Here is a 24,927-nt window from a genome sequence, read left to right on the forward strand (position 1 = left end):
GAATGCCCTTTCGTTATGCTGCCTGTTCATCTCGTTTAAAGACCAACTCACTTTTTAATGAGCTATCTGCATCAAAATAATAACCATCTGTTTGGAATGATTTTAACCCCTCAATTTGATCAATTTGGTTTTCAATCATATAACGCGCCATCAAACCACGCGCTTTTTTGGCATAGAAACTAATGACTTTATATTTGCCATTTTTCTGATCTAAAAACACAGGTTTAATAATTTCTGCTTGAATTTTGCTTTCTTTCACAGATTTATAGTATTCATCCGAAGCAATATTCAGCAAAATTTTCGAACCTGCCTGTTCTAAATCTTGGTTAATTAAATCGGTAATGTGATTGCCCCAAAACTCATACAGATTATGTCCGCGTGGGTTAGCTAGCTTAGTTCCCATCTCTAAACGATACGGCATCATCAAGTCCAATGGACGTAGCAAACCATATAACCCAGAGAGCATTCTTAAATGTTGCTGTGCGTATTCAATGCTCGACTCTGACAAATGATAAGCATCTAAACCAGTATAGACATCGCCCTTAAAAGCAAACATAGCTTGTCGGGCATTTGCAAAGTTGAATTCTGGCTGCCAATCGCGAAAACGATCGACATTTAAGGTGGCAATTTTTTCACTGACACTCATTAAGCTTGCAATTTCACTTGCTGACAGTTTGCGACTAACTTCGATCAATTCTTGGGAATGTTGTAGCAATCTGGGTTGTGTATACGCATCGGTTGGTAAAGCAGTTTGGTAATCTAAAGTTTTGGCAGGAGAAACAAGGGCAAGCATAGATAACCTGATTAAAAAACAATTAAACAGACTATATCAGTAGACTTATTTTATTGCCAATCTGTGTTTTTAATAAGCATAAACGGTTAAACTAGCCCATTCTCCTGTTATATGTATCGATTCTCTATGTCTGAGCACATGTTCATTCAAGGTCCAGTTGGACAAATTGAAGTTTTTGTAGATTATCCACAGGGTGAAGTGAAAGGATTCGCGGTAGTTACTCACCCCCATCCACTCCAAGGTGGTACGCCTCAACACAAGGTTCCAGCATTGCTTGCGCAAATGTTCTTAGAACGCGGTTGTATTGTGTACCGTCCAAGTTTCCGTGGCTCAGGTCAAAGTGTTGGTCTACACGACGAAGGTCATGGCGAAACTGATGATGTTCTTGAAGTGATTAAGCATGCTCGTGCAGCACATACAACTTTACCCTTCTATGCAGGTGGTTTTAGTTTCGGTGCGCATGTCATGGCAAAATGCTATGATGCTTTACAAGAAGAAATTCGACCAAAACAAACCATTTTATGTGGTCTACCAACGGCAACGGTCGCAGGTGTGCGCCACTATGTAACACCTCAACTTAAAGGTGACATCTTATTTATCCATGGCGAAGCCGATGAAGTGACCTTACTGTCTGACATGATTACATGGGCTAAACCGCAGCGCCATTTAGTGACTGTATTACCTGGTGCAAACCATTTCTTTACCGGTTACTTAAAACAGTTACGTATTGCGATTACACGTTTCCTGTGGATTTAACGCATCACTCAGTTCAGGAAAGAAATGACTGTCTAACATTAGCCCCTTTCTTTCTTGAACTTTTTATTTTTAATCTAGACGTATCTCTTTTTCTATTCCAACGCTTCATTAGCCGTCCGTTATATCTATTCTGTTCCCAAAATAATTTTAAGCTCCCTTTTGAGCGCTAAACTCAATCAGCACTACCTCCATCAAATACCTGTTTTAAAAATCAGTGAGGCTTGAACCCTGCTAATGGTACTTTATGCAACAATCTACGCTTGAACTTGATATATTCTGCACATCATTATTCAAATAATAAGTTATACAATCAACATCTTAGCTCGAGAGAGCTATTCATTTAAATAATTTTTAAAATATTCAGGGATTTTATGAAAACAATTCTCGGGGCAGTTTTAGTCACTATAGCCACCACATCAGCCTGTGCTCAGGACATTATAGGAACTTGGCGTTATATCGATGATATAGTCAAAATACTTTATTATTCATACAAGATTCGAAAAAAACTCGAAATAACTCATCGACTGAGTCGATCAACCATTCTTTACGCTTACGTTTAACCCATGCCCACATGTGTTCTATAGGATTTAAATCAGGGCTGTATGCAGGAAGCCAAAGAATTTTATGCCCTTGTTGTTCCAATAACTCCTGAATATCTGCTCTTTTATGAAATGCTGCATTATCCATAACCACTACACTATTTTCTGGTAATGCCGGTATGAGGAATTGCTCAATCCAAAAATGAAAAACATCTGAATTGATTTTGCAGTCAAATAAACCGACTGAAAATAACTTACCCTCATGGATTGCTCCAATGGCATTGGTCTGATTCTTTAATTGCCAATTATATTGCCATAAACAGGGTACTCCTTTTCGTGAGTAGCCATGAGGTCTATAATCATGTGACTTAAAACCACTTTCATCCAGATAAATAATCGGATGGTTTTTTTCTAATTCATTCACTTGCAGAATAAATTTATCCCTAAGCTTTGTATCTGCTTTAGGATGGCTTAACGTCTTTTTTTAACTGTAATATTTAAGCGCTTTAATGCAGCACCAATAGATGAAACACCACAATTAAAACGTGCAGCACGTTCATATTGATAAGCATCAGGATACTTTTCAACATCTTCACGTAAAGCATCATCGTTAATTTTAGAAGGTTTACGTACACGAGTTTTTTTAATCTCTATACGTTTCTTCCATTCAACAATGGTATTTTTATTAATTTCAAATTGTGCAGCTACCGCTCGAATAGAATAACCTTCCTCAAGCTTAGCTAAAATTTTACGTCTAAAATGTTCTGAATAACTCATTGCACCATTGTATTGGTTTTATAATGATTTGACTATAAAACTGGAGAACCCAAAGGTCTGGTGAAAATTGAAAAGCAAGCCAATGGAACTTATGCAGGAACTGCACTGAAAGCAACTCCTCGCCCAGGTTATACAGCAAAAGAGTTCTGCACCAACTGCCCTGCACCCTACACCGATAAGCCTATTATTGGTATGCAAGTGATTACAGGTTTAAAAACTGAAAATAATATTAATTATACCCATGGCAAAATCATTGACCCCGTTTCAGGCAAGCTGTATAGCCTAAAAGGTAAAATTAGCCCAAATGGGAAAAAACTATTCTTAAGAGGCTATTTAGGCGTCTCGGCTGTGGGACGTAGTCAGACGTGGTTACGTGTGGAATAAGTCTTATAGCACATCCAGTTATAAGCGCGTTGACCCATCAAAATATTAAACGTGTTCTGTTCTAAAAAATGCTGAATTAGGAAAAACCAATTCAGCATTTTTTATCTATTCAATTAGCCTTTCCACTCAAACTCAGTAAAACTTTTATCTGTTTTTAGTGTGGTTTCAACCGCTTGTGCCAATTGATTTAATAAGCTTCGTTCAGCAATTCGGTCTAACCAGTCTTGCTCTTCATCTGGATAAGAGGCAATTTCGCACACCAGATTTCCTTCGCCGTCATGACCTTGGCACGTAATAGACAGTGGCAAAGTATGATTATCGACACTCACAGCCACTTGATCACCACTTTGTGGCAAAGTTTCAAAACCCAATTGACCTAACTTTTCAACCAGTAGGTCTTGTACCTGCTTCTGTACTACACTACTCTCACTTACTTCCTGCTGCTGTCCATGCTGCGCCGTAAATTGTAATTTTCTCATTGATCATCCCAAAGGCTTTTTTGTTATATGGGTTTAGCATAATGGCTTAATACAAAACAGCCAAGCAAAAGCTTGGCTGTTCTCACACAAAATATATAAGCTTTAGTCTTATTCCGTGACTTGGATCGCTAAACCGGCTTGATTGCTTAATTGCGTAAAGGTCGGGAAACTCGTAGCAACCGTTTCAGTGCCAATAATTTTAATTTCACCAGAGGTGCGTAAGCCAGCCATTGAGAAACTCATCGCAATACGGTGATCGTGATGTGATTCAATTTCGCCACCAGTGAAAATCGCGCCCCACTCACCTGAATGACCTTTACCTTCAATGATGATGCCATCGTCAGTCGGCGTACAATCGATACCCATGGTTTTTAAACCATCCGCCATCACTTGAATACGATCTGATTCTTTCACACGCAGCTCAGCAGCACCCGTTAATACGGTTTGCCCTTCAGCACATGCCGCTGCAATGAACAATGCAGGGAATTCATCAATCGCCAATGGCACTTGATCTTCAGGCATATGAATACCTTTGAGTGTACGTGTGCCTTGAATACGAATATCTGCAATCGGCTCACCGCCTGCAATACGTTCATTTTCAACCGTAATGTCCGCACCCATTTGCTTCAAAATCTCGATCACACCTGTACGCGTTGGGTTAATGCCCACGGCTTCTAAAGTAACGTCTGAACCTTCAGTAATCGCAGCACCCACCATAAAGAAAGCAGCCGACGAAATATCTGATGGCACCTGAATCTCTGTACCGACTAGCTTACCGCCACCTTGCAGTGAGATTCGATTACCCTCTGTTTTCACATCATAACCAAATGCACGTAGCATACGTTCAGTATGGTCACGTGTAGGTTCTGGTTCTGTGACCGATGTTTCACCTGCTGCCCACAATCCTGCCAATAAAATCCCAGATTTCACCTGCGCAGATGCCATTGGCAAATCATAGTGAATGCCTTGTAAAGCTTGGTTTCCCGTGATCGAAACAGGAGGTGTACCACGCTCACCTGTAGTTTGAATCTGTGCACCCATTTCACGTAACGGTTTAGCAATACGTTCCATTGGACGCTTCGACAGTGATGCATCACCCGTCATTACAGAGTCAAATTTTTGTGCAGAGAGCATGCCTGAAAGCAAACGCATCGAAGTCCCTGAGTTACCCATGTAAAGCGCACTTGCTGGCGCTTTTAGGCCATTTACGCCGACACCATGAATCGTCACTTCACCATTTTTAGGACCTTCAATGCTCACGCCCATATCACGGAAGGCTTGTAAGGTTGCTAGCGCATCTTCTCCTTCCAAGAAACCTGTCACATGCGTCGTTCCTTCTGCAATTGCACCAAACATGATTGAACGGTGTGACACAGATTTATCACCTGGCACGCTAAACTTACCTTGGAAACTCTTTTTACCCGGTAATATGGTGAATTGCTGTGTCGTCACTTTATTGTTCTCCATGAAAGGTTTTTGAGCCAGCATATGGTTAAAATGCTGGCGTGCTGCTTGCGCATGTCCAAGCAAGCCCATTAAAGCATGTGAATCTTCATCTTCAATGAGTTTACGAATCGTAGCCAGTTGGTTTTCAAAACCATCTACGGCATTTAAAATGGCTTTTTTATTGGCAAAAAAGATGTCATGCCACATTTGTGGGTCACTTGCGGCAATTCGAGAAAAATCGCGGAAGCCCCCCGCAGCATAGCGAAAAATATCTAAATTATCTTCACGGTTTGCCAGTTGTTCAACTAAGTTAAAAGCCATCAAATGCGGAAGATGACTGGTATGAGCCAAGACTTCATCATGCTTGGCCACATCCATACAAATCACTTCTGCTTTCGCAGCTTGCCATAGTTGAATCAGTTTCTCTACAGCCCAATCAGCACTGGTCGGTAACGGTGTCAGAATCACTTTATGATTTGCAAATAAATCGACCTTACCCGCATGTACACCCGTGTGTTCTGCCCCAGCAATTGGATGCCCCGGTACAAACCCGGCAGGTAATGCTTCGCCATACACGGCTTTGGCCGCGTCGACCACATTGCCTTTGGTACTGCCTACATCGGTAATAATCGTATGTTCTTGCAAATATGGTTTGATGGTTTCCAATACTTTTTGCGTTGCACGAACAGGTAAGGCTAAAACCACCAAGTCCGCACCTTGAACCGCCTGCACAGGATCACTATACCCCTGTTGGATTAAGCCCAAAGCTTTGGCATCCTGTAAGGTTTTTTCCGAACGTGTAGAGGCTACAATATTTTGGGTTAAACCTTCAGCAATCATCACCCGTGCAAGACTTGAACCAATCAGTCCAAGACCAATAAATGCAACTTTTTCAAATAGTGGCACAGACATAATTTAAGCGTTCGCCTCTAAACCTAGTACGTTGGCCAAAGCCGTTAGAAATTTCGTATTTTCAGCTTCAGTTCCAATCGATACTCGTAAATGATTGGCGATGCCCACAGGACGAACAATCACCCCTTCTTTTAATAAAGCATTAAAAGTTTGTGCAGGATCGGCTTGTATATCGACCAAAATGAAGTTAGCACGAGAAGGCTCATAGTTTAGACCTAACGCTTTAAACCCTGTTTCAAGTTGCACCATGCCCACTTTATTGACCACACGTGATTTCTCAATGAAATCTTCATCTTTCAGTGCAGCAACTGCTGCCACCATGGCTAAATGGTTGACGTTAAACGGCTGACGAATGCGATTTAAGAAATCTGTCACTTCTGCCGATGCTAAAGCAAAACCAACACGTAATGCCGCTAAACCAAAGCACTTCGACATGGTGCGGCTAACAATCAGGTTTGGATACTGTGCTAAAAACTTCAAGCTATTAAAGTTTTCTGGAAAATATTCCACATAAGCTTCATCTAAAACCACGATCACATGACTCGGTACTTTTTGCATGAAGCGCTCAAATTCGGCCTCTTCAAACCAAGTTCCTGTCGGATTATTGGGATTTGCAATAAACACCAATTTGGTATTGTCTTTAATTGCCACCGCCATCGCGTCAAGGTCATGCGAAAAACCTTGAGCAGGTACCTCAATCGCTTCAGCATTGATGGCTTGCGTGACCAAAGCATAAACTGCAAATGCGTGTTGGCTATACACTACCGAGTCTTTATCTGAAACAAATGCACGGGCAAAAATTTCAAGTAGATCGTTTGAGCCATTGCCTAAAGTAATACAATCATGTGCTACACCAAACTGCGTATGAACTTGATCCTTCAAGATAAAACCACCACCGTCTGGATATCGTCCAATTTCCGCCAATTCAGCAGCAACTGCTTCTTTTACTTTGTCCGAACAACCCAAAGGGTTTTCATTTGAGGCAAGTTTAACAATATCGGTCATGCCCAATTCACGCTCTAATTCGCTGATTGGCTTACCTGGTTGATATGGTTTTAACTTCGCAATACCTTCATTGGCTGGAGCAAACGACATGTGACCTTTCCATTCTTACAAGTGGTGTACATGGTTGAGTTTGGAGTAAACCCAACCACCTTAGAGATTACAGTACTGCAATCGGGTATGAACCCAATACTCGAACTTCTTTCACGAGTGGAAGAATCTCTTCAATCGCCGCTTTAACATTGTCTTGTTCCACATGCCCTTCTAAATCAATAAAGAAGACATAAGCCCATTTTTCAGGCAGCGCAGGACGGGTTTCAATGCTGGTCAAGCTAATATTATGCTTTGCAAAAGGTGCTAAAATTTCAAGCAATGCACCTGCACGATCGTGTGCAGAAATCAGCAATGAGGTTTTATCATTACCGCTTTGCGGGATTCTTTCACGACCAATCACCAAGAAACGTGTGGTGTTCTCAGGATTATCTTCAATATTGCTGTGTAAAATTTCTAAATCATAAATACTTGCTGCAACATCAGATGCAATAGCAGCCGAATGCCATTCAGTACGAATACGACGTGCCGCTTCAGCATTCGAGCTTAAAGCTACACGTTCCACACCAGGATAGTGCGCGTCCAACCATGCACGGCACTGCGCCAAAGTTTGCTGATGCGCATAAATTTGTTTAATACTGTCTTTACGCGTGTTTTCAGACACAAGAAACTGGTGATGAATACGCAATTCAACTTCACCAATCACATTTAAGTTTGAGGCTTTAAAGCAATCTAAAGTATGGTTGACCACACCTTCTGATGAGTTTTCTACCGGCACCAAACCATAGTGGGCAGTGCCTGCTTCCACTTCACGGAACACTTCATCAATGGTCGGTAAAGGACGAACCACAGCATCATGTCCAAAGTGCTTCAACACCGCAGAGTGTGTATACGTACCGACAGGGCCTAAAAATGCAATACTTTGCGGTGCTTCTAGAGCCAAACATGCAGACATGATTTCACGGAACAAACGTGCCATGGTCACATCAGACAAAGGGCCTTCATTACGCTCCATAACATTCCGTAAAACTTGCGCTTCACGTTCTGGACGGTAAAACATTGGATTCTCTTCAGAAGCAAATTTTGCTTTTGCAACAGCTTCCGCCAGTTTCGCTCGACGATTAATAAGTTGTTGAATCTGTTGATCAACAGAGTCGATATCCTGACGGATTTGGTTGAGGTCAAGAGAAGTCGTTGTGTTTTGATCGTCTTGGATCATTGTTATGTCGCCCTTCATATACATTGTGCAAACAGTATAACAATAGTTAGCTTTGAAATCTTGCGCAATAAGACTTTGCATGTTTCAGTGCTAAAAACAGACAGTTGATTTAATCATCAAGTTAATCAATAAACTGCCTAAATAATCGACATCAATAAAATCACTGAGGAATCTGTATTGAGCTTGCACATATTATGCAGAACACCCTTAAAAACACACCTCCCCTGATTATTGAATTTTTATCTAAGTCTAATGTTTTTAACACTTAAACTTGGTTTAGAAAATTTTTGCTACACCTAGGCAAAAATCACCATTTATCTGTATTTCAGTGCGTTAGACTTTTTTTTAAAATATGCTTTACTTAAGTTGACGTATTCATAACAAAGAGAGTATGCAGCAGTAGCGATTGCTCTATAGTCTCAATAAAACAAAACAATAATGAACTGTAGGTACTGTCATGCACAAAAAAATTGCAGTCTTGGTCACCTATGACTTTGAGGATGCCGAATATGCTGAACCCGTAGAAGCATTTCGAGCAGCTCGGCATAGTATTATTAACCTTGAAAGTCAGGCTGGCAAAATCATTTATGGTAAAAAGCGTAAAGCCTTTGTCACCATCGACCAAAGTATCGATGATGCCTCCGTGCATGACTTTGATGCCTTACTCATCCCGGGCGGTTTTTCGCCAGACAACCTGTGCCAAGATGAACGCTATATCTTATTTGTCAGGCACTTTGCAAACACGCAAAAACCCATTTTATGCAGTGCAGACGCTCCGCAAATTTTAATGCATGCTGGCGTTGTGAAAGGTAGACGCATGACGTGTATCCATCACCTTCATCAGGACTTAAAAGATGCAGGTGCCGTGCTATATGACACAGGTGTTGTGAATGACAATAATTTATACATTTCATCACAAACCCAATATGATCTCCCCGCCTTTATACAAGAAAGTTTATTGGTACTGAACCGATAAAAAAAGAGCCTACTTGAGGCTCTTTTTAGACACATGTTTATATCAACATCTAAGGCTTAGCGGCCAAGTAAGCTACGTGCGACAATTTCTTTCATAATTTCATTGGTCCCGCCGTAGATGCGTTGAATACGTGCATCGACAAAGAAACGTGAAATTGGATATTCACTCATATAGCCATAGCCACCAAAGAGCTGCAATAAATTATCTGCCACCTTCATTTGCATATCCGTTGAAAAGCTTTTTAGCGCAGCTGCAGTTTCGACATCTAACTTGCCTTGCATATAAAGCTCAACGTTTTGATTATAAAAAGCAGCTGTGGCTTGTTCATCAATCTTGGCTTGAGCCAAAACAAAACGTGTATTTTGGAACTGCGAAATATGTTGACCAAAGGCTTGACGCTCTTTGACGTATTGGATAGTGACATCAATCGAACCGCGAATTGCACCTATAGCTGTTGCTGCAATTGCTGTACGCTCTCGTGGTAGCTCTTGCATCAAATAAGCAAAACCTTGGCCTGCTTGTCCCAACAATTGATCTTTCGGGACTTTGACATTGTCATAAAACAACTCAGAAGTGTCTTGTGAATGCAGCCCAATTTTGTCGAGGTTGGTGCCTTTTTTAAACCCATCCAAATGGGTATCGACTAACATCAGTGAAACACCCTTTGCTCGGGCTTGCGGATCAGTTTTCACCGCTAATACCACAAGGTCGGCATGCTGCCCATTGGAAATAAAGGTTTTAGAGCCATTTAAAATATAATGCTCACCTTGCAAAATGGCATTACTTCGCATGGCTTGTAAGTCTGAACCCGCACCCGGTTCAGTCATCCCAATCGCACCGACCACTTCACCTGACACCATTTTCGGTAACCAGTACTGCTTCTGTGCTTCAGTTCCGATATGCAAAATATAAGGCGCAGCAATTTCAGAGTGACAAGAAATACCTGTCGATAAAGCACTAAAACCTGCACGTGCTGACTCTTCCACCAACATGAGTGAATAATGCGTTGGAACACCATAACCGCCATATTCCTCAGGTACATCGACACATAAGAAACCATTTTCACCCAAGGCATTCCAGACTGAGCGCGGCATTAAGCCTTCTCGTTCCCACTGTTCATAGTGTGGTGCAATGTGTTCATTCATAAAACGGCGAAAGTTATCGCGAAATAGTTCTAAGTCTGCATCGTAATTCAACATGCTTCTTCCTTGTAGTGACGTTGTTTTATTATTCAGCTCACATGCTAGCCATTTTTAAGGCAACTGTCATGAACGCATCAGGCCATTTTATATTCCAATAAAAAAGGAAGCCTTTGGGCTTCCTTTTTAAGATGAACTGAAATTATGCGTGAGCATTTTCTTCAACAGCCATCAAGCGATCTACTTCTTCTGGATTTGCAAGTGCGAAGTTTAATTTTTCTTGGTCTAACTGACCCACCCATTTCGCAACAACAATCGTTGCCAATGAGTTACCCACCAAGTTGGTTAAGGCACGTGCTTCAGACATAAAACGGTCAATACCTAAGATAAGCGCAAGACCCGCCACTGGAATATGACCAACGGCTGACAAAGTCGCTGCCATCACAATAAAGCCCGAGCCTGTTACACCCGCAGCACCTTTCGATGAAATCAATAACACACCCAATAAAGTCACTTGGTGCATAAGATCAAGCTGAGTATTGGTCGCTTGTGCAATGAAGATCGCAGCCATCGTTAAGTAGATTGAGGTACCATCTAAGTTAAATGAATAACCTGTTGGAATAACCAAACCAACCACTGACTTTTCACATCCCGCAATTTCAAGCTTTTTCAGCATACGCGGTAAAACCGATTCTGAAGATGACGTACCCAGTACGATCAACAGCTCTTCGCGAATCATACGAATCATTTTCAAAATGCTGAAGCCACAAAGACGTGAAATTGTGCCGAGAACCAAGAAAATGAAAAGCAGACAGGTAATGTAGAAGCAGATGATCAACTGAGCAAGTTGCGCCAAGCTACCGATACCATATTTACCGATGGTATATGCCATTGCACCAAAAGCACCAATTGGAGCAAGTTTCATGATCATGTTTACAATGTTAAAGAACACATGCGAAATTTGATCGATGAACTTCAGTACAGGTTTACCTGCATCACCCAACTTGTGTAATGCAAAACCAAACATCAAGGCAAAGAGCAGCACTTGCAGGATTTCACCTTCAGCAAATGCACCAACCACAGTGTTTGGAATAATATGCATAAAGAAGTCGACAGTCGATTGCTGCTGACCAGATTCAACAAACTTTGAGATACCAGAAGTATCTAATGTTGAAGGGTCAACGTTCATGCCCACACCTGGCTTCCAGATGTTAATGACCAGTAAACCGATCAATAGTGCAATAGTCGATACAATTTCAAAGTAAAGTAGCGCAACACCGCCTGTTTTACCCACAGACTTCATACTTTCCATACCCGCGATACCACTCACGACAGTACAGAAAATTACTGGCGCAATAATCATCTTGATCAGCTTAATAAAGCCTTGACCTAGAGGATAAAAAAGCTCGCCCCAGCCGGGTACATATTTTTCAACGCCATTGATAACTTGCGCACCACTAGGGAAAAAATGTCCTACTAAGATACCCGCAATAATCGCGACAATAACTTGAAAATATAGTGACTTATAGATTGGTTTCTTAGTCATAACGAATACTTCTGTAAATCAAAAGACTGAAAAAATCGGTATACCTATACTTCCTCATAGGTAGTTGGCTTTCTGATAAACACAAAAAAGCCCACAGTTTGGACCGCATCCAAACACCGGGTAAAAAAATCATGGTGTACAAACAACAGCACTGTGACAAAAATCACAGTTCATTCACATTTACTGCAATGGGAGAGACTAAAAACTAGCGAGTCACAATTATTGGGTAAATTTTACCTAACATTCTTTAATCAAAGTAAACTGATTTTAATCATAATGTATAAAATCTAAACAATATTACTCATACTTTAGTCTAATGGTGGAAAATTTATTTAAAATTAAAAGTGCTGTTTTTTTTGATTGTTCCACTAAAATAGCACAACACAGCCTTCACTTACTTTGGTTTTTCCATGAACAACAAAAGAAATATTTATAAAGATGCTGAGCACCCTTTTGCCCAGTTTGTTCGCATTATTGGCAAAGGGAAAAATGGTGCGCGCTCACTCAGTTATGAAGAAGCTTACCAAGCCTTTGATATGATCTTGAAAAATCAAGTGTTAGATGTACAGCTCGGTGCATTTCTGATGCTACTACGAGTTAAGGAAGAGTCTGTAGATGAACTGGTAGGCTTTGTTCAAGCCACACGAGATCAACTGCCGTTCACGGCTTTAGAGGTCGATTTAGACTGGTCTTCTTATGCAGGCAAGCGTAAACACTATCCATGGTTTCTCTTAGCGGCACTGACTTTAGCTAAAGCAGGTTATAAGGTCGTGATGCACGGAGCATCAGGTCATACCATTAACCGTATTTATACTGAGCAGGTATTAGAGTATCTCGATTTTAATATTTGCCAAACTCAAGCAGATGTGGAACAGGAATTAGCGACGCGTAATTTTGCATATTTACCGCTGCACGCCATCTCCCCGATTTTAAGTGACTTAATTTCCCTACGAAATGTTATGGGTCTTCGTTCACCCATTCATACTCTTGCACGCTTGATCAATCCATTTAATGCCAAAGCAACCTTGCAAGCTATTTTCCACCCTGCCTATCGTGGTTCGCATCAGCAAGCAGCATTTAAACTGGGCTATAAAAATAGCGCGGTCATTAAAGGTGAAGGCGGCGAATTTGAACGTAACCCAGATGCCAAAACACTGATCTGCGGCATCAAAAATGGTGAACTCTACGAACATGAGCTACCTAAACTCACCGACAACCGAAGCCCAATTGAAGAAGAGTTAGATTTGGCTGAGTTTAAAGCAGTTTGGCTGGGTGAAAAACAGCATGAATATGGTGAAATGGCAGTGACTGAAACCATTGGCATTGCGCTCTATACCATGGGAGTGTGCGATACATATAGCGATGCCATGCAACAGGCCAACCAGCTTTGGCACACTCGTTTCTAAGCATAAGGGACAAGCAAAAGCGTGAACGTTATTCGTTACGCTTTTCGACCCAGTAAAAGTCGGCCCAGTAAGGATAATGCTTTCCTGAAGAATGAATATTTCTGAGTATCAACTGATCACCAATATGGATCTCAATTTTTTGAGATTCATAAGGGCCAGATAAATAAACATCTTTTTGTTGTCCAATGAGGTTTGAACAATAGAGCTGATGGCTTTTTATCTTTTTCGATGCTTCACCTGCATGGGCGTTATGGATCTTTATTCCAATCAATAACATCGGATAACCATCATTTTTCATTGATGTGTATTGTGTGACGGGATTTTGAAAATTTTGACTCGGTAACACAGAAACATCTAATAAACATTCAATTTTTCTTGCATCACTTGTTCGCTCAGCAAATACATTGGTCGAAATTACAGTAATGAAGAATAAACTGAGTCGAGTGAGCTTTATTATTTTTATAAGCATAATGATTGAAACAGTTTGAAGGTATTCTTGTTAGATTGAGTTGTTGAATCACCAAGCATCTGTTGCTGAGCGATTCAACGTATTTTTAATCAATTAAATAAAGCGAATAGGTTTAAATTCTGGTTCAGGCACATGAGAATCACACTCCTCACCTTCTTCTTTATGCCCTTTATCAATATAACCCGTACGTTCTTTTTCAGGAGTATTCTGATGCTCCCAAGCAATAACGGCTTGCATACAAGTTTGACGTTGTTCAGCAGTCAACGCAACGCCATTCGGCCATTTACCAATTTCTACAGCTGTTTTTAAACGCTCAACAATATCGGCATCTAAAATAGAAAGCATCTGTTCAATATTCATGATTTAATCCTGTTGAAAAGAGTCAAAATCTTGGTTCCAACCGAGTTTAGTACGGCATGACATATAAAAATCATAACCCGGTGGATGTAATAAATTCAGTTTAAAGGGGTGCTTACGAATATGTAAGCTATCACCCACATTGAGTGAAACACTGTGTTGACCATCGGCACTGACCATCGGCAAGACACGGTTTTCACGAATCAGAAGCTTAATTTCACTATGACCACCCACCACAATCGGGCGTGAAGACAAAGTATGTGGATGCATCGGTACCAAAGCAATCGCATCCATCCCCGGATGCACGATTGGGCCACCACCTGACAACGAATAAGCGGTTGAACCCGTAGGCGTCGATACAATCAAACCATCACTGTGTTGACGGTAGACATATTGACCATCGATATTGAGTTCGAAGTCAATCATATGCACCGACTTGCCCGAGTGTAATACCACATCGTTTAGCGCAATAGCATCATAAATCGTCTCGCCCTTTGAGCGAATTTCCATTTCCAATAAGAAACGACGATCTAACTGAAACTCACCTTTTAAGACTTGATCGAGCTTAAAAATCACTTCAGTCGGCTTGATGTCGGTTAAAAAACCCAAACGCCCTCGGTTTACACCCATTACAGGGGTATTAAATTTAACCAAGGCACGTGCAGCATGCAGAAGTGAGCCATCTCCGCCCACCACAATCACCAAATCGACCACTTCACCCAGAAGCGCACGACTCACCGTTTGCGTGTTTTTATAAGGAACCAGTTCAGCGGTTTGCGCATCAAAAACGGGATGTAACCCTAAGCTGAGTAGATGATCATGAATAAGACATAAGGTTTCGACAACTGAAGACTTATCTGGACGTCCAATTAAGCCTATGTTTCGAAATGTTTTATGTGAAATTTGCACCTGCAACATCGCTCCGCTACGATTCCCGCCTATCATAACATTATTTATTTAAATTGATTCAAAAACTAAAGTGACTGCTGCTACACACGGAATTGTCTCTATATTTCAGTTCGTTCACAGTTTAATTATTGCAAATTAGCGAAAAGCTTCGCATGATTAGCACAATTTCTCAGGATCTTATTCGTATTTATGAAGTCAGAACGTGGCATAGGTTTAATTGCACTGATCTTCTGCATCTTAGTCATTGCAGCATTCTTGGTGTTTAGTATTTATTTAATAAGACTCGACTCCGTTGTACGTGACAAGTTTGAAGGCAAGCGCTGGGACATTCCTGCGAAGGTATTCGCACGCCCACTCGAAGTGTATACCAATGCCCCTGTCAGTCAGGCTGACTTCACTCAAGAGTTAAAACTTTTGGGCTATAAGTCCTCGGAAAACTATACCAAATCAGGGAACTTTGTCAGTTCTGGCAATGAGCTATATGTACACACTCGTGGCTTTGACTTCGGTGATAGTATCGAGCCTGAACAAGTGCTTAAAGTCACCTTTGCCAATGAGCAAGTGGCTGAAGTCAGTGCAACTAAACCCTCATCTACAGGGATTGCACGTTTAGAGCCGATGCTGATTGGCGGGATTTATCCGCAGCATAATGAAGACCGTGTCCTGATTAAACTCGACAAAGTCCCTAAGCCTTTAATTGAGGCTTTAATTGCAACAGAAGATCGTAATTTCTATAGTCACCACGGCGTTTCGATTCGTGGTACGGCACGTGCGATTGTGAGTAATGTCACGGGTGGAAAACGTCAAGGTGGTTCAACACTGACCCAACAGTTGGTGAAAAACTTCTATCTCACCCCTGAAAAAACCATTAAGCGTAAAGTCAATGAAGCATTTATGGCTTTATTGGTCGAATTTCACTATGACAAAGATGAAATTTTAGAAGCCTATCTCAATGAAGTGAACCTCGGTCAAAATGGCAACTATTCTATTAATGGTTATGGTTTGGCTTCGCAGTTTTACTTCGGGATGCCTTTGCGTGAGCTAAATATTGCGCAACAAGCTTATTTGGTGGGTTTGGTACAAGGTCCAACCTTATATAACCCTTGGCGTAACCCAGAAGCTGCGAAAAAACGCCGTAATATTGTTTTAAACAACATGTTGGTCATGGGCTATCTGACCCAAGAACAATATGAAACTGAAACGGCTCGCCCTTTAAATGTGATTGCCAAACCGACTCTCGGCCCTTCACGTTTCCCAGATTTCTTAGACATTGTACGCCGTCAGTTACGTACCGAATACCAAGAAGGTGATTTGACCAACCAAGGTCTACGCATCTTTACAACGCTCGATCCGATTGCCCAAACCAAAATTCAAGATGCATTTAAATCGACTGTTGGTCGCTTAAGCCGTGGCTCAAGCCGTCTAAAAGAGCTGCAAGGTGCTGTGTTAGTTGCACATCCTGAAAATGGTGAATTGGTCGCAGCTGTTGGTTCAACCCAAGACTTTACTGGTTTTAACCGTGCACTCGATGCCAAACGTCAGGTCGGCTCACTGCTTAAACCTGTGATTTACCTCAGTGCGATTCAGTCGGGACGTTACAACTGGGCCAGCCCAATTGAAGACAGTAGTATTAGTATTCAAGCCAATGGTAAAGCATGGACACCTAAGAACTATAGCGGTGGCGAACATGGCGTTGTGCCGATGGTACAGGCACTGTCTAATTCATATAACTTGTCAGCAGTTCGCCTTGGTCAAGAGTTTGGTTTATCGACGTTTAGTAACCACCTAAAACGTTTTGGTGTGACCAGTAATATTCCAACCTATCCATCCATTTTCTTGGGTGCGGTAGACATGTCTCCGATGGAAATGCTCAGCATTTATGGCAACTTTGCCACAGGCGGTTTTAAGTATCCGACTAAATCCATTCGTACTGTTGTCGATCAAAATGGTCGCTTACTAACCCGTTATGGCTTAAATGTCCAACAAACCATTGACCCTGCTTCTGCCTATGTCCTGAACTATGGTCTACAACAAGTGATGACCTCAGGTACAGGTCGTTCGGCTTATAACACTCTACCGAACTCGCTTCAGCTTGCAGGCAAATCTGGAACCACCAATGACACCCGTGACTCATGGTTTGCAGGTTACTCGGGCAATTATGTTTCTGTGGTTTGGCTAGGTTTAGATGACAACAAACAAACTGGCTTAACAGGTTCTTCAGGTGCGTTGCCAGTGTGGACCAATGTAATGAGCCAACTGCGTCAAAAACCAGTCAACTTACGCCAACCAGATGATGTGCAATGGCACTGGATTGATCGTGGCACGGGTTATCTTGCTGCTCAAGGTTGTGAGGGTGCAATGTATATTCCCCTCTTGCGAAACACCGTACCACGTAAAGCAACCGCATGTGGCTTACCGCATTATCAAGTTGAACCCACTTACAATCCTGAAACAGATGGTTACCAAGCTACACCTGAACAAGGCGACAGCATAGACAACTATATTCGTGAAAGTGAATCGAACATGCAGCGTAACTTAGAAGATGAGACGCAAGTCATTTCGAGTGGTAGCTATCAACCTGAATAAATAGGACGGATTTAAATTTTGATGTGGTTTAAACGTTTAAGTATCTTAGTAACCATCGTGACTGTGGCAGGCTGTCAAAGTCTCCCACAGCTAGCTGAAAAAAAGATACCTGAAAAGCCGACACAGTCGGATAAAGAGCAGAAAACACCTTCAGGGGTAACAATTCATCCTTATGATCGCGAAGAAATTCAACGTCAGAAGATTGTGATTCCTGAGCAGAAAAGCAAACAACAGTTTGATGATGGGCGACAGCTTCCTGCTTTTAAAAGTCTGATGCAAAAAACACAAACGGCCTATCGCCAAGGCCAGTGGAGTCAAGCACAAAGCTACGCCATGCAAGCACAGCGTTTAGCACCACAGTCGAGTGAGACCTTTTTGTATTTGGCTTTAATTGCCAATCAACAAAAACAACCTGCAAATGCGGAATCGCTTGCACGTCGCGGCTTGAGTTATGCCCAAAGCAATGCCATGAAAAAGCAGCTTTGGAGCGTTATCTTAAAAGCAGGTCAAATGCAGAAGAATCAGAAAACCATTCAACAAGCCCAAACAGCAATCAAAAGTCTGTCTTAAAAGCACGCTCCGTTAGATGGAGCGCTGCCCTGCTATACCATAAGCGCCATAACTTTGCGCTTTGGCTAAATCGGCTAACTGTAAGCCGCCTAGAGCAAAAATTGGGATATGAATCTCTTCTGCAATCAAACTCAATTGCTCCCAACCCAAAGTTTCACTATTTGGGTGGCTGAGTGTATCAAGTACGGGACTGAGTAAAAGAGCATCACAGCCAATTTCTTGTGCATGTTCAGCACTGCTACGGTCATGACAGGCCGCAATATAACGCTGCCCAACATTCAGCTCCCCTTTACTCAATTGCATCAGTTGAGATTGTTTCAGGTGTATGGCCGCAACTGCCTGCTGTTGTAGTGGATTTAAACCTTTCCATAGTTCTATATTGACAATCACCCGTGCCAATTGTTCTACACTCAGTTCTGCAATTTTTAAAATATGTTCAGGACTGGCAGACACTCGCCAATACAGCACTTGTTGTTCAGGCAAATCCTTCAACAGATCGATTTGATCTGAAATTTTAATCACGGGTGCGGCATAGAGTCGCTTCAAAATGGCTTGATTGGCTTTTGGAAAGTTAAGATCTTGTAATTCGGCACGCTTGAACCACACCCATGGTGAGTGAATGTCTGCCAATAGATGATTTGATACTACAGCATGAAATAAATGCAAATTGACAATTACATCGTCATATTCAAACTGAATACAGTCAAAAGCATGCCAATCTTGTATACCAATTCCGACCTCTTCTAACACTTCACGGCGACAAGCTTGCTCAGGCGTTTCACCTGCTTCCACCTTACCCCCAGGAAATTCGTGCTTATTGCCCTGATGCTGTTCCGCCTGGCGCCAGCCCACCAAAACTTTGCCTTGATGTAAAAGGATGGCTATAGCAACTTGAACCAAAGGTTTTGACATAATCAGATTCCATTTCAGATGTGTAGTGTATTAAGTGATTGCATGTAACGATATTGAAGTTTTTTATATTTTCAGCGAGAAAATGTTGACAGCCTCATTCGATAATGATTATCATTTAAATCGTTCAACATACACCACGGAGTCGCCAGAATGAACGCACCATTTAGCTTATTTACTCGTAACGAAACAGCCCATTCACTACCAATGCTACACTCAAACAACTTATTTGCCCTAGGCCGTGAAATTCGCATTATGCATGCTGGAGAAGAGTATCGTCTACGACTCACTCGCAATAACCGACTCATTCTTACCAAATAAGAACTATAAAAACCCAATAACAATAATCGTGGAAACAAGCAGTATGTCAGCGCGTACTGCTTTTTAATGTCTTTAAGTTTGATCATTTATGCTGTTTTTATCGCAAATCTGCACATCTAAGCCTCAACCCTATTTAACAGCAGCTCCACTTTTAAACCGCCTAAGTCGGATGAAATAAATAACAACTGCCCTGCGTGTAAATCGACAATTTTCTGACAAATCGATAAGCCCAAGCCTGAACCTTGTGTTTTTGTACCTAAAGCCCGATAGAAGCGTTCACCCAAGCGCTGGATAACTGCTGCATCGACCCCATTTCCGCTATTTTCAATCCTCAGTCTGAGCTGCTGTTTTTCAATAGTGAGATTGACAAAAACTTGTGCCTGCTCGGGGCTATAGCGAATGGCATTGTCGAGCAAATTGCGAAGTGCGCTAAATAAGAGCTGCTCATTGGCCAAGACACAGGCTTGCTCTGCAAGCACCACGTTAATTTTAATCTGTTTTGAGTCAGCAAACGGCTGTAAAGCTTTAATCACGTCCTGCATTAGTAGACTGAAGTCAAACTTAGTCTTCGCCAAGCCCTCCTTTTGCTCAGGGTCTAGACGCGCCAGCAATAACAAATTATCCAACACCTGTACCCCACGACTGACATCTTGCTGGATCGGTTTGAACTCACTTTCAAGTTCAGGGAACTTGCGCTTGAGCACCTGAAGTCGCATTTGTATCGCAGACAGTGGAGAACGTAACTCATGTGAAGCATCCGCGGTAAAGCGCTGCTCTGCCACTAAAGCTTGGTCTAAACGCGCCAACAAGGCATTCAGCTGAGATAGCATCGGTTGCAACTCAATCAGCTCAGGTTCTGGCATAGAAATAGGTGCTAAATCATTGACCGATTTATTTGAAATTTGCTCTGAAACTTGGTGTATCACCCGAAATTTACGTCGAATGGCAAAATGCATCAACAACCACTGTACACACCAGACTAAAAACAACACACCGCTGAAAACTAGGATGCTTTGCCAAAATGCATGGAAACGTTCGGACATCGACTGGGTCACTTGAACCTGTAAACCGTGATTATCCTGCGCAGTATAAATACGCCACAGTTTCTGCTCTGACCAATAAAAACCATAAGGTTCATCGGAAACCAAACTCAAATGATCCACAGTTATTTTTTCAGGTACATCTTCGGATGCAGTCAAAAGTTGCTGCGCATTATCGAGTCGATAGCGAATATCAAACTCATCACTAAGCTCTGCCAAGGCTTGACCATTGCTGACCGTTAAATCATCTGCCAGCAACATATCGGCCATTTCATCCATGATTTCATCTTGCATAGACATGGTCTGATAAACCGATACCCCAATAAACATCAGCAATGCCAAAAGCCCCGCCAGTATCGAACTGAGGAGCGAACTTTTAACGAGCTGACGCTGCAGTGAAATTGGCTGTGCCATTATGTGTCCTGATTCATTCTGTAGCCCAAACCACGAATGGTTTTAATACAATGACTACCGAGTTTTTTTCGCAATTGATAAATAAAAACCTCAATCGCATTGCTTTCGATTTCATCGCCCCATGCATAAAGACTTTCCTCAAGTTGTTCCCGCGTAACGACATATTCTGGCTTGAGCATCAATTTATGCAAAATTTGAAACTCTTTGGCGGTTAAATTAACAGCTTGACCATTTTGAGTCACACTTTTGGACTGTGGGTCGAGTTGGATATTGGCATAGCTCAATACCTGCGAGCTACTATGCTGTTGCTGTCGAAGTTGTAAACGAATTCGAGCGGATAATTCCTCTAGACTAAAAGGTTTGACCAAATAATCATTGGCGCCCAAGTCTAGCCCTTCGACTCTATCTCGAATACTGTCACGCGCTGTGAGAAAAATCACAGGAGTCGATAGGTTCTTGCCACGGACTTTCAGCAAAATGTCATCACCTGTGGCATGTGGCAAACCACGATCTAAAAGCACACAGTCATACTGATGCTGTTCAATGGCTAAAATGGCATGGTCGCCCCGTTCCACCCAGTCGACACTGTAGCCATCCATTTCAAGCCAAGTTTTAATACTCTCAGCTTGAGAGGCATCATCTTCTGCTAATAATATCCGCACTGCTTAACCTGCCTAATCACTATTGTTTAGATCATGCCGTGAAATGACTCAAAATACAAAAACCACAGGGCTAAGATCAAATCTTAGCCCTGTGGTTTTTTTAAGAAAGCCCAATCAAAATTGAATTGAGCTTGGGCAAGTGTGTTTAGAATTTCACTTGATCTACGTCAATTTCAACGCGTTTTGCTGGTTTGTAGTCAATATCTACTTCACCGATAATGGTTACAGGTGTTTTAGCCGAAATTGCTTTGCCACCCCATAATTCATCATCAATGTCGACAGTAATTGAACCAGTTTGGTCACGGAATTCATACTTCTCATCCCCAATGGCTTTGACCACATAACCTTTTAACTGGACGTGACTGTCATCTTTTAATGTTAACGCATGCTTAACTGTAGTTGGTGTTGAAGCAGTAACTGCCGCTTGGTTCACTGCGGTGTTTGCTACAGCGACAGTGGTTGAGCCAATAACACCTGCAACCAATAACGCTTTCATCATCATATTCATATCCAGTACCTCTATTTAATTGTTCATCTATTTGATGAAGTCATTAAACCAAAGCTAGATGAGCTGAATCTTAAGAAAGATTCAATTAAAGCATTAAACGCTGGTGGTGTTTCAAAAAGTATGCTGAAAAAAAGCAGGTTGGATTTTGATAAAATAGAGAAATGCGAATAACTCTAGAAATCAAGTGTCCAGCCTGCCTAAGTGACAGTATAAAGAAAAATGGCACAAAAGTAGATGGTAAGCAAAATTACCAATGTAAAATATGCAGACGTCAATTTATTGGTGATCATGCTCTCAGTTATCAAGGCTGTCACTCAGGTATCAAAACCAAAATATTACACCTCATGGTGCGAGGCAGTGGTGTCAGGGATATAGCAGAAATTGAAAGAGTAAGTATCGGTAAAGTTCTACGGACACTTAGCCAATCAAAATATCAACTTCGAGCACAGCAAAGTCATTATGAAACCCTTGAAGTAGATGAGTTTTGGACTTTTGTTGGTCATAAGCAAAATAAACAATGGCTAATTTATGCCTATCATCGAGAAACAGGTGAAATTGTTGCTTATGTATGGGGTAACCGAGATTTAGCCACTGCAAAACGACTTAAATTAAAATTGAAGCAGTTAGGTGTAAGCTATACATGTATATCAAGTGACCATTGGGATAGCTTTGTTACGACCTTTAAAGAATGCAAACAGTTGATTGGTAAATTTTTCACTGTGGGTATAGAAGGCAATAATTGTCGATTACGGCATCGAATCAGGCGAGGCTTTAGGAGAAGCTGCAACTTCTCCAAAAAGCTTGAAAATCATTTCAAAGCCTTTGATTTAGTGTTCTTTTATATCAATAATGGATTCGTTTAATGCCAGCATACTTTTTGAAACACCACCAACGCTTAGTTAAGTGGGACGACACGTAACACTTCTTCTAGTGTCGTGACGCCTTCTAAAACTTTACGAGCACCCGAAATTCTTAAAGGCTCAATGCCTTCTTTTTTGGCTTGTTGACGCAGTGCAGTCAAGTCACCATTGGCACCAATCAGTTGCTTTGCCTCTAAACTCACGGGCATAAACTCATAGATGCCGACTCGTCCTTTGTAGCCCGTTTGACGACACTCTTCACATCCCACTGCGGTAAAGACTTTTTCAGGCATCTCCATAATGTAATCAAAAGTCAGATGCTCCCATTCTTGGCTATTGATTTGCTTTTCAACTTTACAATGTGGACATAAACGACGTACGAGACGCTGTGCCAACACCCCTAAAATGGTTGCCGCGGTTAAGAACGGTTGTACGCCTAAATCATGCAAACGCGTCAGACTGGAAGGTGCATCATTAGTATGCAGAGTTGAAAGCACCAAATGCCCTGTAAGTGCGGCCTGAATCGCCATATTGGCCGTATCATGGTCACGAATCTCACCGACCATAATAATGTCAGGGTCTTGACGCATCAGTGCGCGAACACCATCAGCAAACCCAAGATCAATGCCTGTATTCACCTGCATTTGGTTAAAACTCGGCTCTAACATCTCAATTGGGTCTTCAATGGTACAGACGTTCACCTGTTCGGTAGCCAATTGTTTCAAAGAAGAATAAAGCGTGGTGGTTTTACCTGAACCCGTTGGCCCTGTCACTAAAATAATGCCGTGACTATGCGAAGTCAGCGCTTGCCAATCACTGAGCAAATGCCCTTCAAAACCCAACTGCTGAAAGCTACGCACTAAAACTTCAGGGTCAAAAATACGCATCACCAACTTTTCACCAAAAGCAGTCGGTAAAGTCGAAAGACGCAGTTCTGTTTCTTGTCCTTTCGGTGTCCGTGTTTTTAACCGTCCATCTTGTGGTTTACGTTTTTCCGCCACATTCATTCGACCTAAAATTTTAATCCGCGAAATCACTGCGGTTAAAGTATTGGCAGGCATGTTATAAATCGTATGCAGCACTCCATCAATACGGAAACGAACTTTGCCGTTGTCTTTACGTGGTTCTAAGTGAATATCACTGGCACCTTGCTCAAAAGCAAACTGTAGAACCCAGTCGACTAATTTAACAATGTGTTGGTCATTGGCATCAAGGTTTTGACTATCACCCAACTGTAAAAGTGCTTCTACGCCTTTATTATCACGGTCATAACTCCCAGACTTCTGGGAGTTACTGACGGCGCGACTCACCTGATAATACTCGACCATATAGCGCTGTAATTGTTCAGGGCTGAGTAATACACGCTGGATTTTTTTCGGTGCAACATTCTGCTCCAAATTTGCAATCCAATCTTTCATATACGGCTGATCTGTTGCAATCAAAACTTGATTAGCCTGAACTTCTACTGCCAAGATTTTATTGCGGAAGGCGAATTCTTGAGACATCACCGAAGTCAAAGCTTGCACATCGGCTTTGAGTGGATCAATCACATAAAACGGTAATTGGGTCTTTTCGGCTAGCCACTGACACAGCCGATTTAATGTCAGTCTCGACTGTGGATGCGACTGATCCACCAGATTAAAATGAGCAATCCACTGTAAAGGATGCCACTTCAATTGATCGCGTTGACGGTGCGAGGTTTGTACTAGATTTTTTTCTTTTTCAGTAATTCGCCCATCTTTAAACAGTTGATCTAAGCACCAAGTGGTATCAATTTCAAAATTAAAATTCATTGTTATACGTCCCCAAACATAACCCCACTATAGCAAGATTTTCTGTATTCATTCACACAAAGCATAAGCAAATCCCACAAATATCGAGGAGTAGCCAAGCTCAT

24 protein-coding genes and 1 pseudogene are annotated in these 24,927 nt (G+C 41.7%); 8 read left to right on the plus strand and 17 right to left on the minus strand.

The genetic code is table 11. The features are described from left to right. Positions 1-13: 13 nt before the first annotated feature. Entirely contained in the window at positions 14-793 is a 780-nt protein-coding gene (gene yaaA / locus AC4CUX_RS01475) for a peroxide stress protein YaaA (RefSeq protein WP_004696136.1), read from the minus strand. A 126-nt stretch (positions 794-919) separates the two neighbouring features. Here yaaA and AC4CUX_RS01480 point away from each other — a divergent pair, with 126 nt between their 5' ends. Beyond that, positions 920-1,549 (plus strand): alpha/beta hydrolase, encoded by a 630-nt coding sequence (locus AC4CUX_RS01480; protein ID WP_201953955.1) that lies wholly within the window; start codon positions 920-922, stop codon positions 1,547-1,549. A gap of 468 nt (positions 1,550-2,017) precedes the next feature. Here the strand turns inward: AC4CUX_RS01480 and AC4CUX_RS01485 are convergent, their stop codons facing one another. Then, entirely contained in the window at positions 2,018-2,512 is a 495-nt protein-coding gene (locus tag AC4CUX_RS01485) for an IS630 family transposase (RefSeq protein ID WP_490792118.1), read from the minus strand. Between the two features lie 47 nt (positions 2,513-2,559). Next, entirely contained in the window at positions 2,560-2,865 is a 306-nt protein-coding gene (locus tag AC4CUX_RS01490; RefSeq protein ID WP_000122230.1) for an IS630 transposase-related protein, read from the minus strand. A gap of 30 nt (positions 2,866-2,895) precedes the next feature. On the opposite strand from AC4CUX_RS01490, the pseudogene AC4CUX_RS01495 reads away from it, so the two are divergent. Continuing rightward, positions 2,896-3,249, plus strand: a pseudogene (locus tag AC4CUX_RS01495) (DUF2147 domain-containing protein); the annotation flags it as partial. Between the two features lie 113 nt (positions 3,250-3,362). Here the strand turns inward: AC4CUX_RS01495 and AC4CUX_RS01500 are convergent. The 4 genes from AC4CUX_RS01500 to pheA all read right to left on the minus strand — a co-directional run bounded on the left by AC4CUX_RS01500 (position 3,363) and on the right by pheA (position 8,358). Beyond that, positions 3,363-3,728: a hypothetical protein gene (locus tag AC4CUX_RS01500; protein WP_005400562.1), complete on the minus strand. Its 366-nt coding sequence runs from the start codon at positions 3,726-3,728 to the stop codon at positions 3,363-3,365. Between the two features lie 108 nt (positions 3,729-3,836). Next, positions 3,837-6,086: a bifunctional prephenate dehydrogenase/3-phosphoshikimate 1-carboxyvinyltransferase gene (locus AC4CUX_RS01505; RefSeq protein WP_114837589.1), complete on the minus strand. Its 2,250-nt coding sequence runs from the start codon at positions 6,084-6,086 to the stop codon at positions 3,837-3,839. Positions 6,087-6,089: 3 nt separating this feature from the next. Then, the gene (gene hisC, locus AC4CUX_RS01510; protein ID WP_114837590.1) at positions 6,090-7,181 is read right to left on the minus strand and encodes a histidinol-phosphate transaminase; all 1,092 of its coding nucleotides are present in this window, start codon (positions 7,179-7,181) and stop codon (positions 6,090-6,092) included. Between the two features lie 67 nt (positions 7,182-7,248). Then, positions 7,249-8,358, minus strand: coding sequence for a prephenate dehydratase (gene pheA, locus AC4CUX_RS01515; protein ID WP_201951942.1), 1,110 nt, complete (start codon positions 8,356-8,358; stop codon positions 7,249-7,251). Between the two features lie 457 nt (positions 8,359-8,815). On the opposite strand from pheA, the gene AC4CUX_RS01520 reads away from it, so the two are divergent. Then, positions 8,816-9,334, plus strand: coding sequence for a DJ-1/PfpI family protein (locus tag AC4CUX_RS01520; RefSeq protein ID WP_078426360.1), 519 nt, complete (start codon positions 8,816-8,818; stop codon positions 9,332-9,334). Positions 9,335-9,390: 56 nt separating this feature from the next. Here the strand turns inward: AC4CUX_RS01520 and AC4CUX_RS01525 are convergent, their stop codons facing one another. Both AC4CUX_RS01525 and AC4CUX_RS01530 read right to left on the minus strand, forming a co-directional pair. Beyond that, entirely contained in the window at positions 9,391-10,533 is a 1,143-nt protein-coding gene (locus AC4CUX_RS01525) for an acyl-CoA dehydrogenase family protein (RefSeq protein ID WP_005400559.1), read from the minus strand. Between the two features lie 142 nt (positions 10,534-10,675). Then, positions 10,676-12,019: a dicarboxylate/amino acid:cation symporter gene (locus AC4CUX_RS01530; protein ID WP_201951946.1), complete on the minus strand. Its 1,344-nt coding sequence runs from the start codon at positions 12,017-12,019 to the stop codon at positions 10,676-10,678. Positions 12,020-12,429: 410 nt separating this feature from the next. On the opposite strand from AC4CUX_RS01530, the gene AC4CUX_RS01535 reads away from it, so the two are divergent. Next, positions 12,430-13,425, plus strand: a complete 996-nt coding sequence (locus AC4CUX_RS01535; RefSeq protein WP_114837367.1) for a glycosyl transferase family protein — start codon at positions 12,430-12,432, stop codon at positions 13,423-13,425. Positions 13,426-13,453: 28 nt separating this feature from the next. Here AC4CUX_RS01535 and AC4CUX_RS01540 read toward each other — a convergent pair whose 3' ends face one another. The 3 genes from AC4CUX_RS01540 to AC4CUX_RS01550 form a co-directional block, all read right to left on the minus strand. Continuing rightward, positions 13,454-13,894, minus strand: a complete 441-nt coding sequence (locus AC4CUX_RS01540; protein ID WP_114837366.1) for a hypothetical protein — start codon at positions 13,892-13,894, stop codon at positions 13,454-13,456. 93 nt (positions 13,895-13,987) lie between these two features. Beyond that, complete coding sequence (locus AC4CUX_RS01545; protein WP_058869973.1) at positions 13,988-14,254, minus strand: YeaC family protein; 267 nt, start codon at positions 14,252-14,254, stop codon at positions 13,988-13,990. 3 nt (positions 14,255-14,257) lie between these two features. Next, the gene (locus AC4CUX_RS01550) at positions 14,258-15,196 is read right to left on the minus strand and encodes an NAD(+) kinase (RefSeq protein ID WP_004696112.1); all 939 of its coding nucleotides are present in this window, start codon (positions 15,194-15,196) and stop codon (positions 14,258-14,260) included. A 153-nt stretch (positions 15,197-15,349) separates the two neighbouring features. Between AC4CUX_RS01550 and mrcB the strand changes: the two genes are divergently transcribed. After that, positions 15,350-17,746: a penicillin-binding protein 1B gene (gene mrcB, locus AC4CUX_RS01555; RefSeq protein ID WP_201951948.1), complete on the plus strand. Its 2,397-nt coding sequence runs from the start codon at positions 15,350-15,352 to the stop codon at positions 17,744-17,746. Between the two features lie 21 nt (positions 17,747-17,767). Continuing rightward, the gene (locus AC4CUX_RS01560; RefSeq protein ID WP_201951951.1) at positions 17,768-18,316 is read left to right on the plus strand and encodes a tetratricopeptide repeat protein; all 549 of its coding nucleotides are present in this window, start codon (positions 17,768-17,770) and stop codon (positions 18,314-18,316) included. Positions 18,317-18,328: 12 nt separating this feature from the next. Here the strand turns inward: AC4CUX_RS01560 and AC4CUX_RS01565 are convergent, their stop codons facing one another. Then, on the minus strand, positions 18,329-19,228 hold the full coding sequence (locus tag AC4CUX_RS01565; RefSeq protein WP_201951955.1) for an NUDIX domain-containing protein: 900 nt from the start codon (positions 19,226-19,228) through the stop codon (positions 18,329-18,331). Between the two features lie 150 nt (positions 19,229-19,378). Between AC4CUX_RS01565 and hemP the strand changes: the two genes are divergently transcribed. Continuing rightward, on the plus strand, positions 19,379-19,546 hold the full coding sequence (gene hemP / locus AC4CUX_RS01570; protein ID WP_004696105.1) for a hemin uptake protein HemP: 168 nt from the start codon (positions 19,379-19,381) through the stop codon (positions 19,544-19,546). A 116-nt stretch (positions 19,547-19,662) separates the two neighbouring features. On the opposite strand, the gene AC4CUX_RS01575 is transcribed toward hemP, so the two are convergent. The 3 genes from AC4CUX_RS01575 to AC4CUX_RS01585 all read right to left on the minus strand — a co-directional run bounded on the left by AC4CUX_RS01575 (position 19,663) and on the right by AC4CUX_RS01585 (position 22,170). Next, the gene (locus tag AC4CUX_RS01575) at positions 19,663-21,000 is read right to left on the minus strand and encodes a sensor histidine kinase (RefSeq protein ID WP_201951958.1); all 1,338 of its coding nucleotides are present in this window, start codon (positions 20,998-21,000) and stop codon (positions 19,663-19,665) included. Continuing rightward, on the minus strand, positions 21,000-21,662 hold the full coding sequence (locus AC4CUX_RS01580; RefSeq protein WP_114837362.1) for a response regulator transcription factor: 663 nt from the start codon (positions 21,660-21,662) through the stop codon (positions 21,000-21,002). The genes AC4CUX_RS01575 and AC4CUX_RS01580 overlap by 1 nt, the downstream gene beginning before the upstream one ends. Positions 21,663-21,807: 145 nt before the next feature. Then, the gene (locus tag AC4CUX_RS01585) at positions 21,808-22,170 is read right to left on the minus strand and encodes a NirD/YgiW/YdeI family stress tolerance protein (protein WP_201951961.1); all 363 of its coding nucleotides are present in this window, start codon (positions 22,168-22,170) and stop codon (positions 21,808-21,810) included. Between the two features lie 161 nt (positions 22,171-22,331). Here AC4CUX_RS01585 and AC4CUX_RS01590 point away from each other — a divergent pair, with 161 nt between their 5' ends. Then, positions 22,332-23,033, plus strand: coding sequence for an IS1 family transposase (locus AC4CUX_RS01590; RefSeq protein ID WP_004282341.1), 702 nt, complete (start codon positions 22,332-22,334; stop codon positions 23,031-23,033). Positions 23,034-23,065: 32 nt separating this feature from the next. Here AC4CUX_RS01590 and tfpB read toward each other — a convergent pair whose 3' ends face one another. After that, positions 23,066-24,823, minus strand: coding sequence for a type IV pilus assembly ATPase TfpB (gene tfpB, locus AC4CUX_RS01595; RefSeq protein WP_201951964.1), 1,758 nt, complete (start codon positions 24,821-24,823; stop codon positions 23,066-23,068). Positions 24,824-24,927: the final 104 nt, after the last annotated feature.

Source organism: Acinetobacter sp. 231_lipA (assembly GCF_058243005.1).

Bases quoted from the DNA above. Each gene is read 5' to 3' on its own strand.
- yaaA (WP_004696136.1), bottom strand. From the start codon at position 793: ATGCTTGCCCTTGTTTCTCCTGCCAAAACTTTAGATTACCAAACTGCT.
- AC4CUX_RS01480 (WP_201953955.1), top strand. From the start codon at position 920: ATGTCTGAGCACATGTTCATTCAAGGTCCAGTTGGACAAATTGAAGTT.
- AC4CUX_RS01490 (WP_000122230.1), bottom strand. From the start codon at position 2,865: ATGAGTTATTCAGAACATTTTAGACGTAAAATTTTAGCTAAGCTTGAG.
- AC4CUX_RS01500 (WP_005400562.1), bottom strand. From the start codon at position 3,728: ATGAGAAAATTACAATTTACGGCGCAGCATGGACAGCAGCAGGAAGTA.
- AC4CUX_RS01505 (WP_114837589.1), bottom strand. From the start codon at position 6,086: ATGTCTGTGCCACTATTTGAAAAAGTTGCATTTATTGGTCTTGGACTG.
- hisC (WP_114837590.1), bottom strand. From the start codon at position 7,181: ATGTCGTTTGCTCCAGCCAATGAAGGTATTGCGAAGTTAAAACCATAT.
- pheA (WP_201951942.1), bottom strand. From the start codon at position 8,358: ATGATCCAAGACGATCAAAACACAACGACTTCTCTTGACCTCAACCAA.
- AC4CUX_RS01520 (WP_078426360.1), top strand. From the start codon at position 8,816: ATGCACAAAAAAATTGCAGTCTTGGTCACCTATGACTTTGAGGATGCC.
- AC4CUX_RS01525 (WP_005400559.1), bottom strand. From the start codon at position 10,533: ATGTTGAATTACGATGCAGACTTAGAACTATTTCGCGATAACTTTCGC.
- AC4CUX_RS01530 (WP_201951946.1), bottom strand. From the start codon at position 12,019: ATGACTAAGAAACCAATCTATAAGTCACTATATTTTCAAGTTATTGTC.
- AC4CUX_RS01535 (WP_114837367.1), top strand. From the start codon at position 12,430: ATGAACAACAAAAGAAATATTTATAAAGATGCTGAGCACCCTTTTGCC.
- AC4CUX_RS01540 (WP_114837366.1), bottom strand. From the start codon at position 13,894: ATGCTTATAAAAATAATAAAGCTCACTCGACTCAGTTTATTCTTCATT.
- AC4CUX_RS01545 (WP_058869973.1), bottom strand. From the start codon at position 14,254: ATGAATATTGAACAGATGCTTTCTATTTTAGATGCCGATATTGTTGAG.
- AC4CUX_RS01550 (WP_004696112.1), bottom strand. From the start codon at position 15,196: ATGATAGGCGGGAATCGTAGCGGAGCGATGTTGCAGGTGCAAATTTCA.
- mrcB (WP_201951948.1), top strand. From the start codon at position 15,350: ATGAAGTCAGAACGTGGCATAGGTTTAATTGCACTGATCTTCTGCATC.
- AC4CUX_RS01560 (WP_201951951.1), top strand. From the start codon at position 17,768: ATGTGGTTTAAACGTTTAAGTATCTTAGTAACCATCGTGACTGTGGCA.
- AC4CUX_RS01565 (WP_201951955.1), bottom strand. From the start codon at position 19,228: ATGTCAAAACCTTTGGTTCAAGTTGCTATAGCCATCCTTTTACATCAA.
- hemP (WP_004696105.1), top strand. From the start codon at position 19,379: ATGAACGCACCATTTAGCTTATTTACTCGTAACGAAACAGCCCATTCA.
- AC4CUX_RS01575 (WP_201951958.1), bottom strand. From the start codon at position 21,000: ATGGCACAGCCAATTTCACTGCAGCGTCAGCTCGTTAAAAGTTCGCTC.
- AC4CUX_RS01585 (WP_201951961.1), bottom strand. From the start codon at position 22,170: ATGAATATGATGATGAAAGCGTTATTGGTTGCAGGTGTTATTGGCTCA.
- AC4CUX_RS01590 (WP_004282341.1), top strand. From the start codon at position 22,332: ATGCGAATAACTCTAGAAATCAAGTGTCCAGCCTGCCTAAGTGACAGT.
- tfpB (WP_201951964.1), bottom strand. From the start codon at position 24,823: ATGAATTTTAATTTTGAAATTGATACCACTTGGTGCTTAGATCAACTG.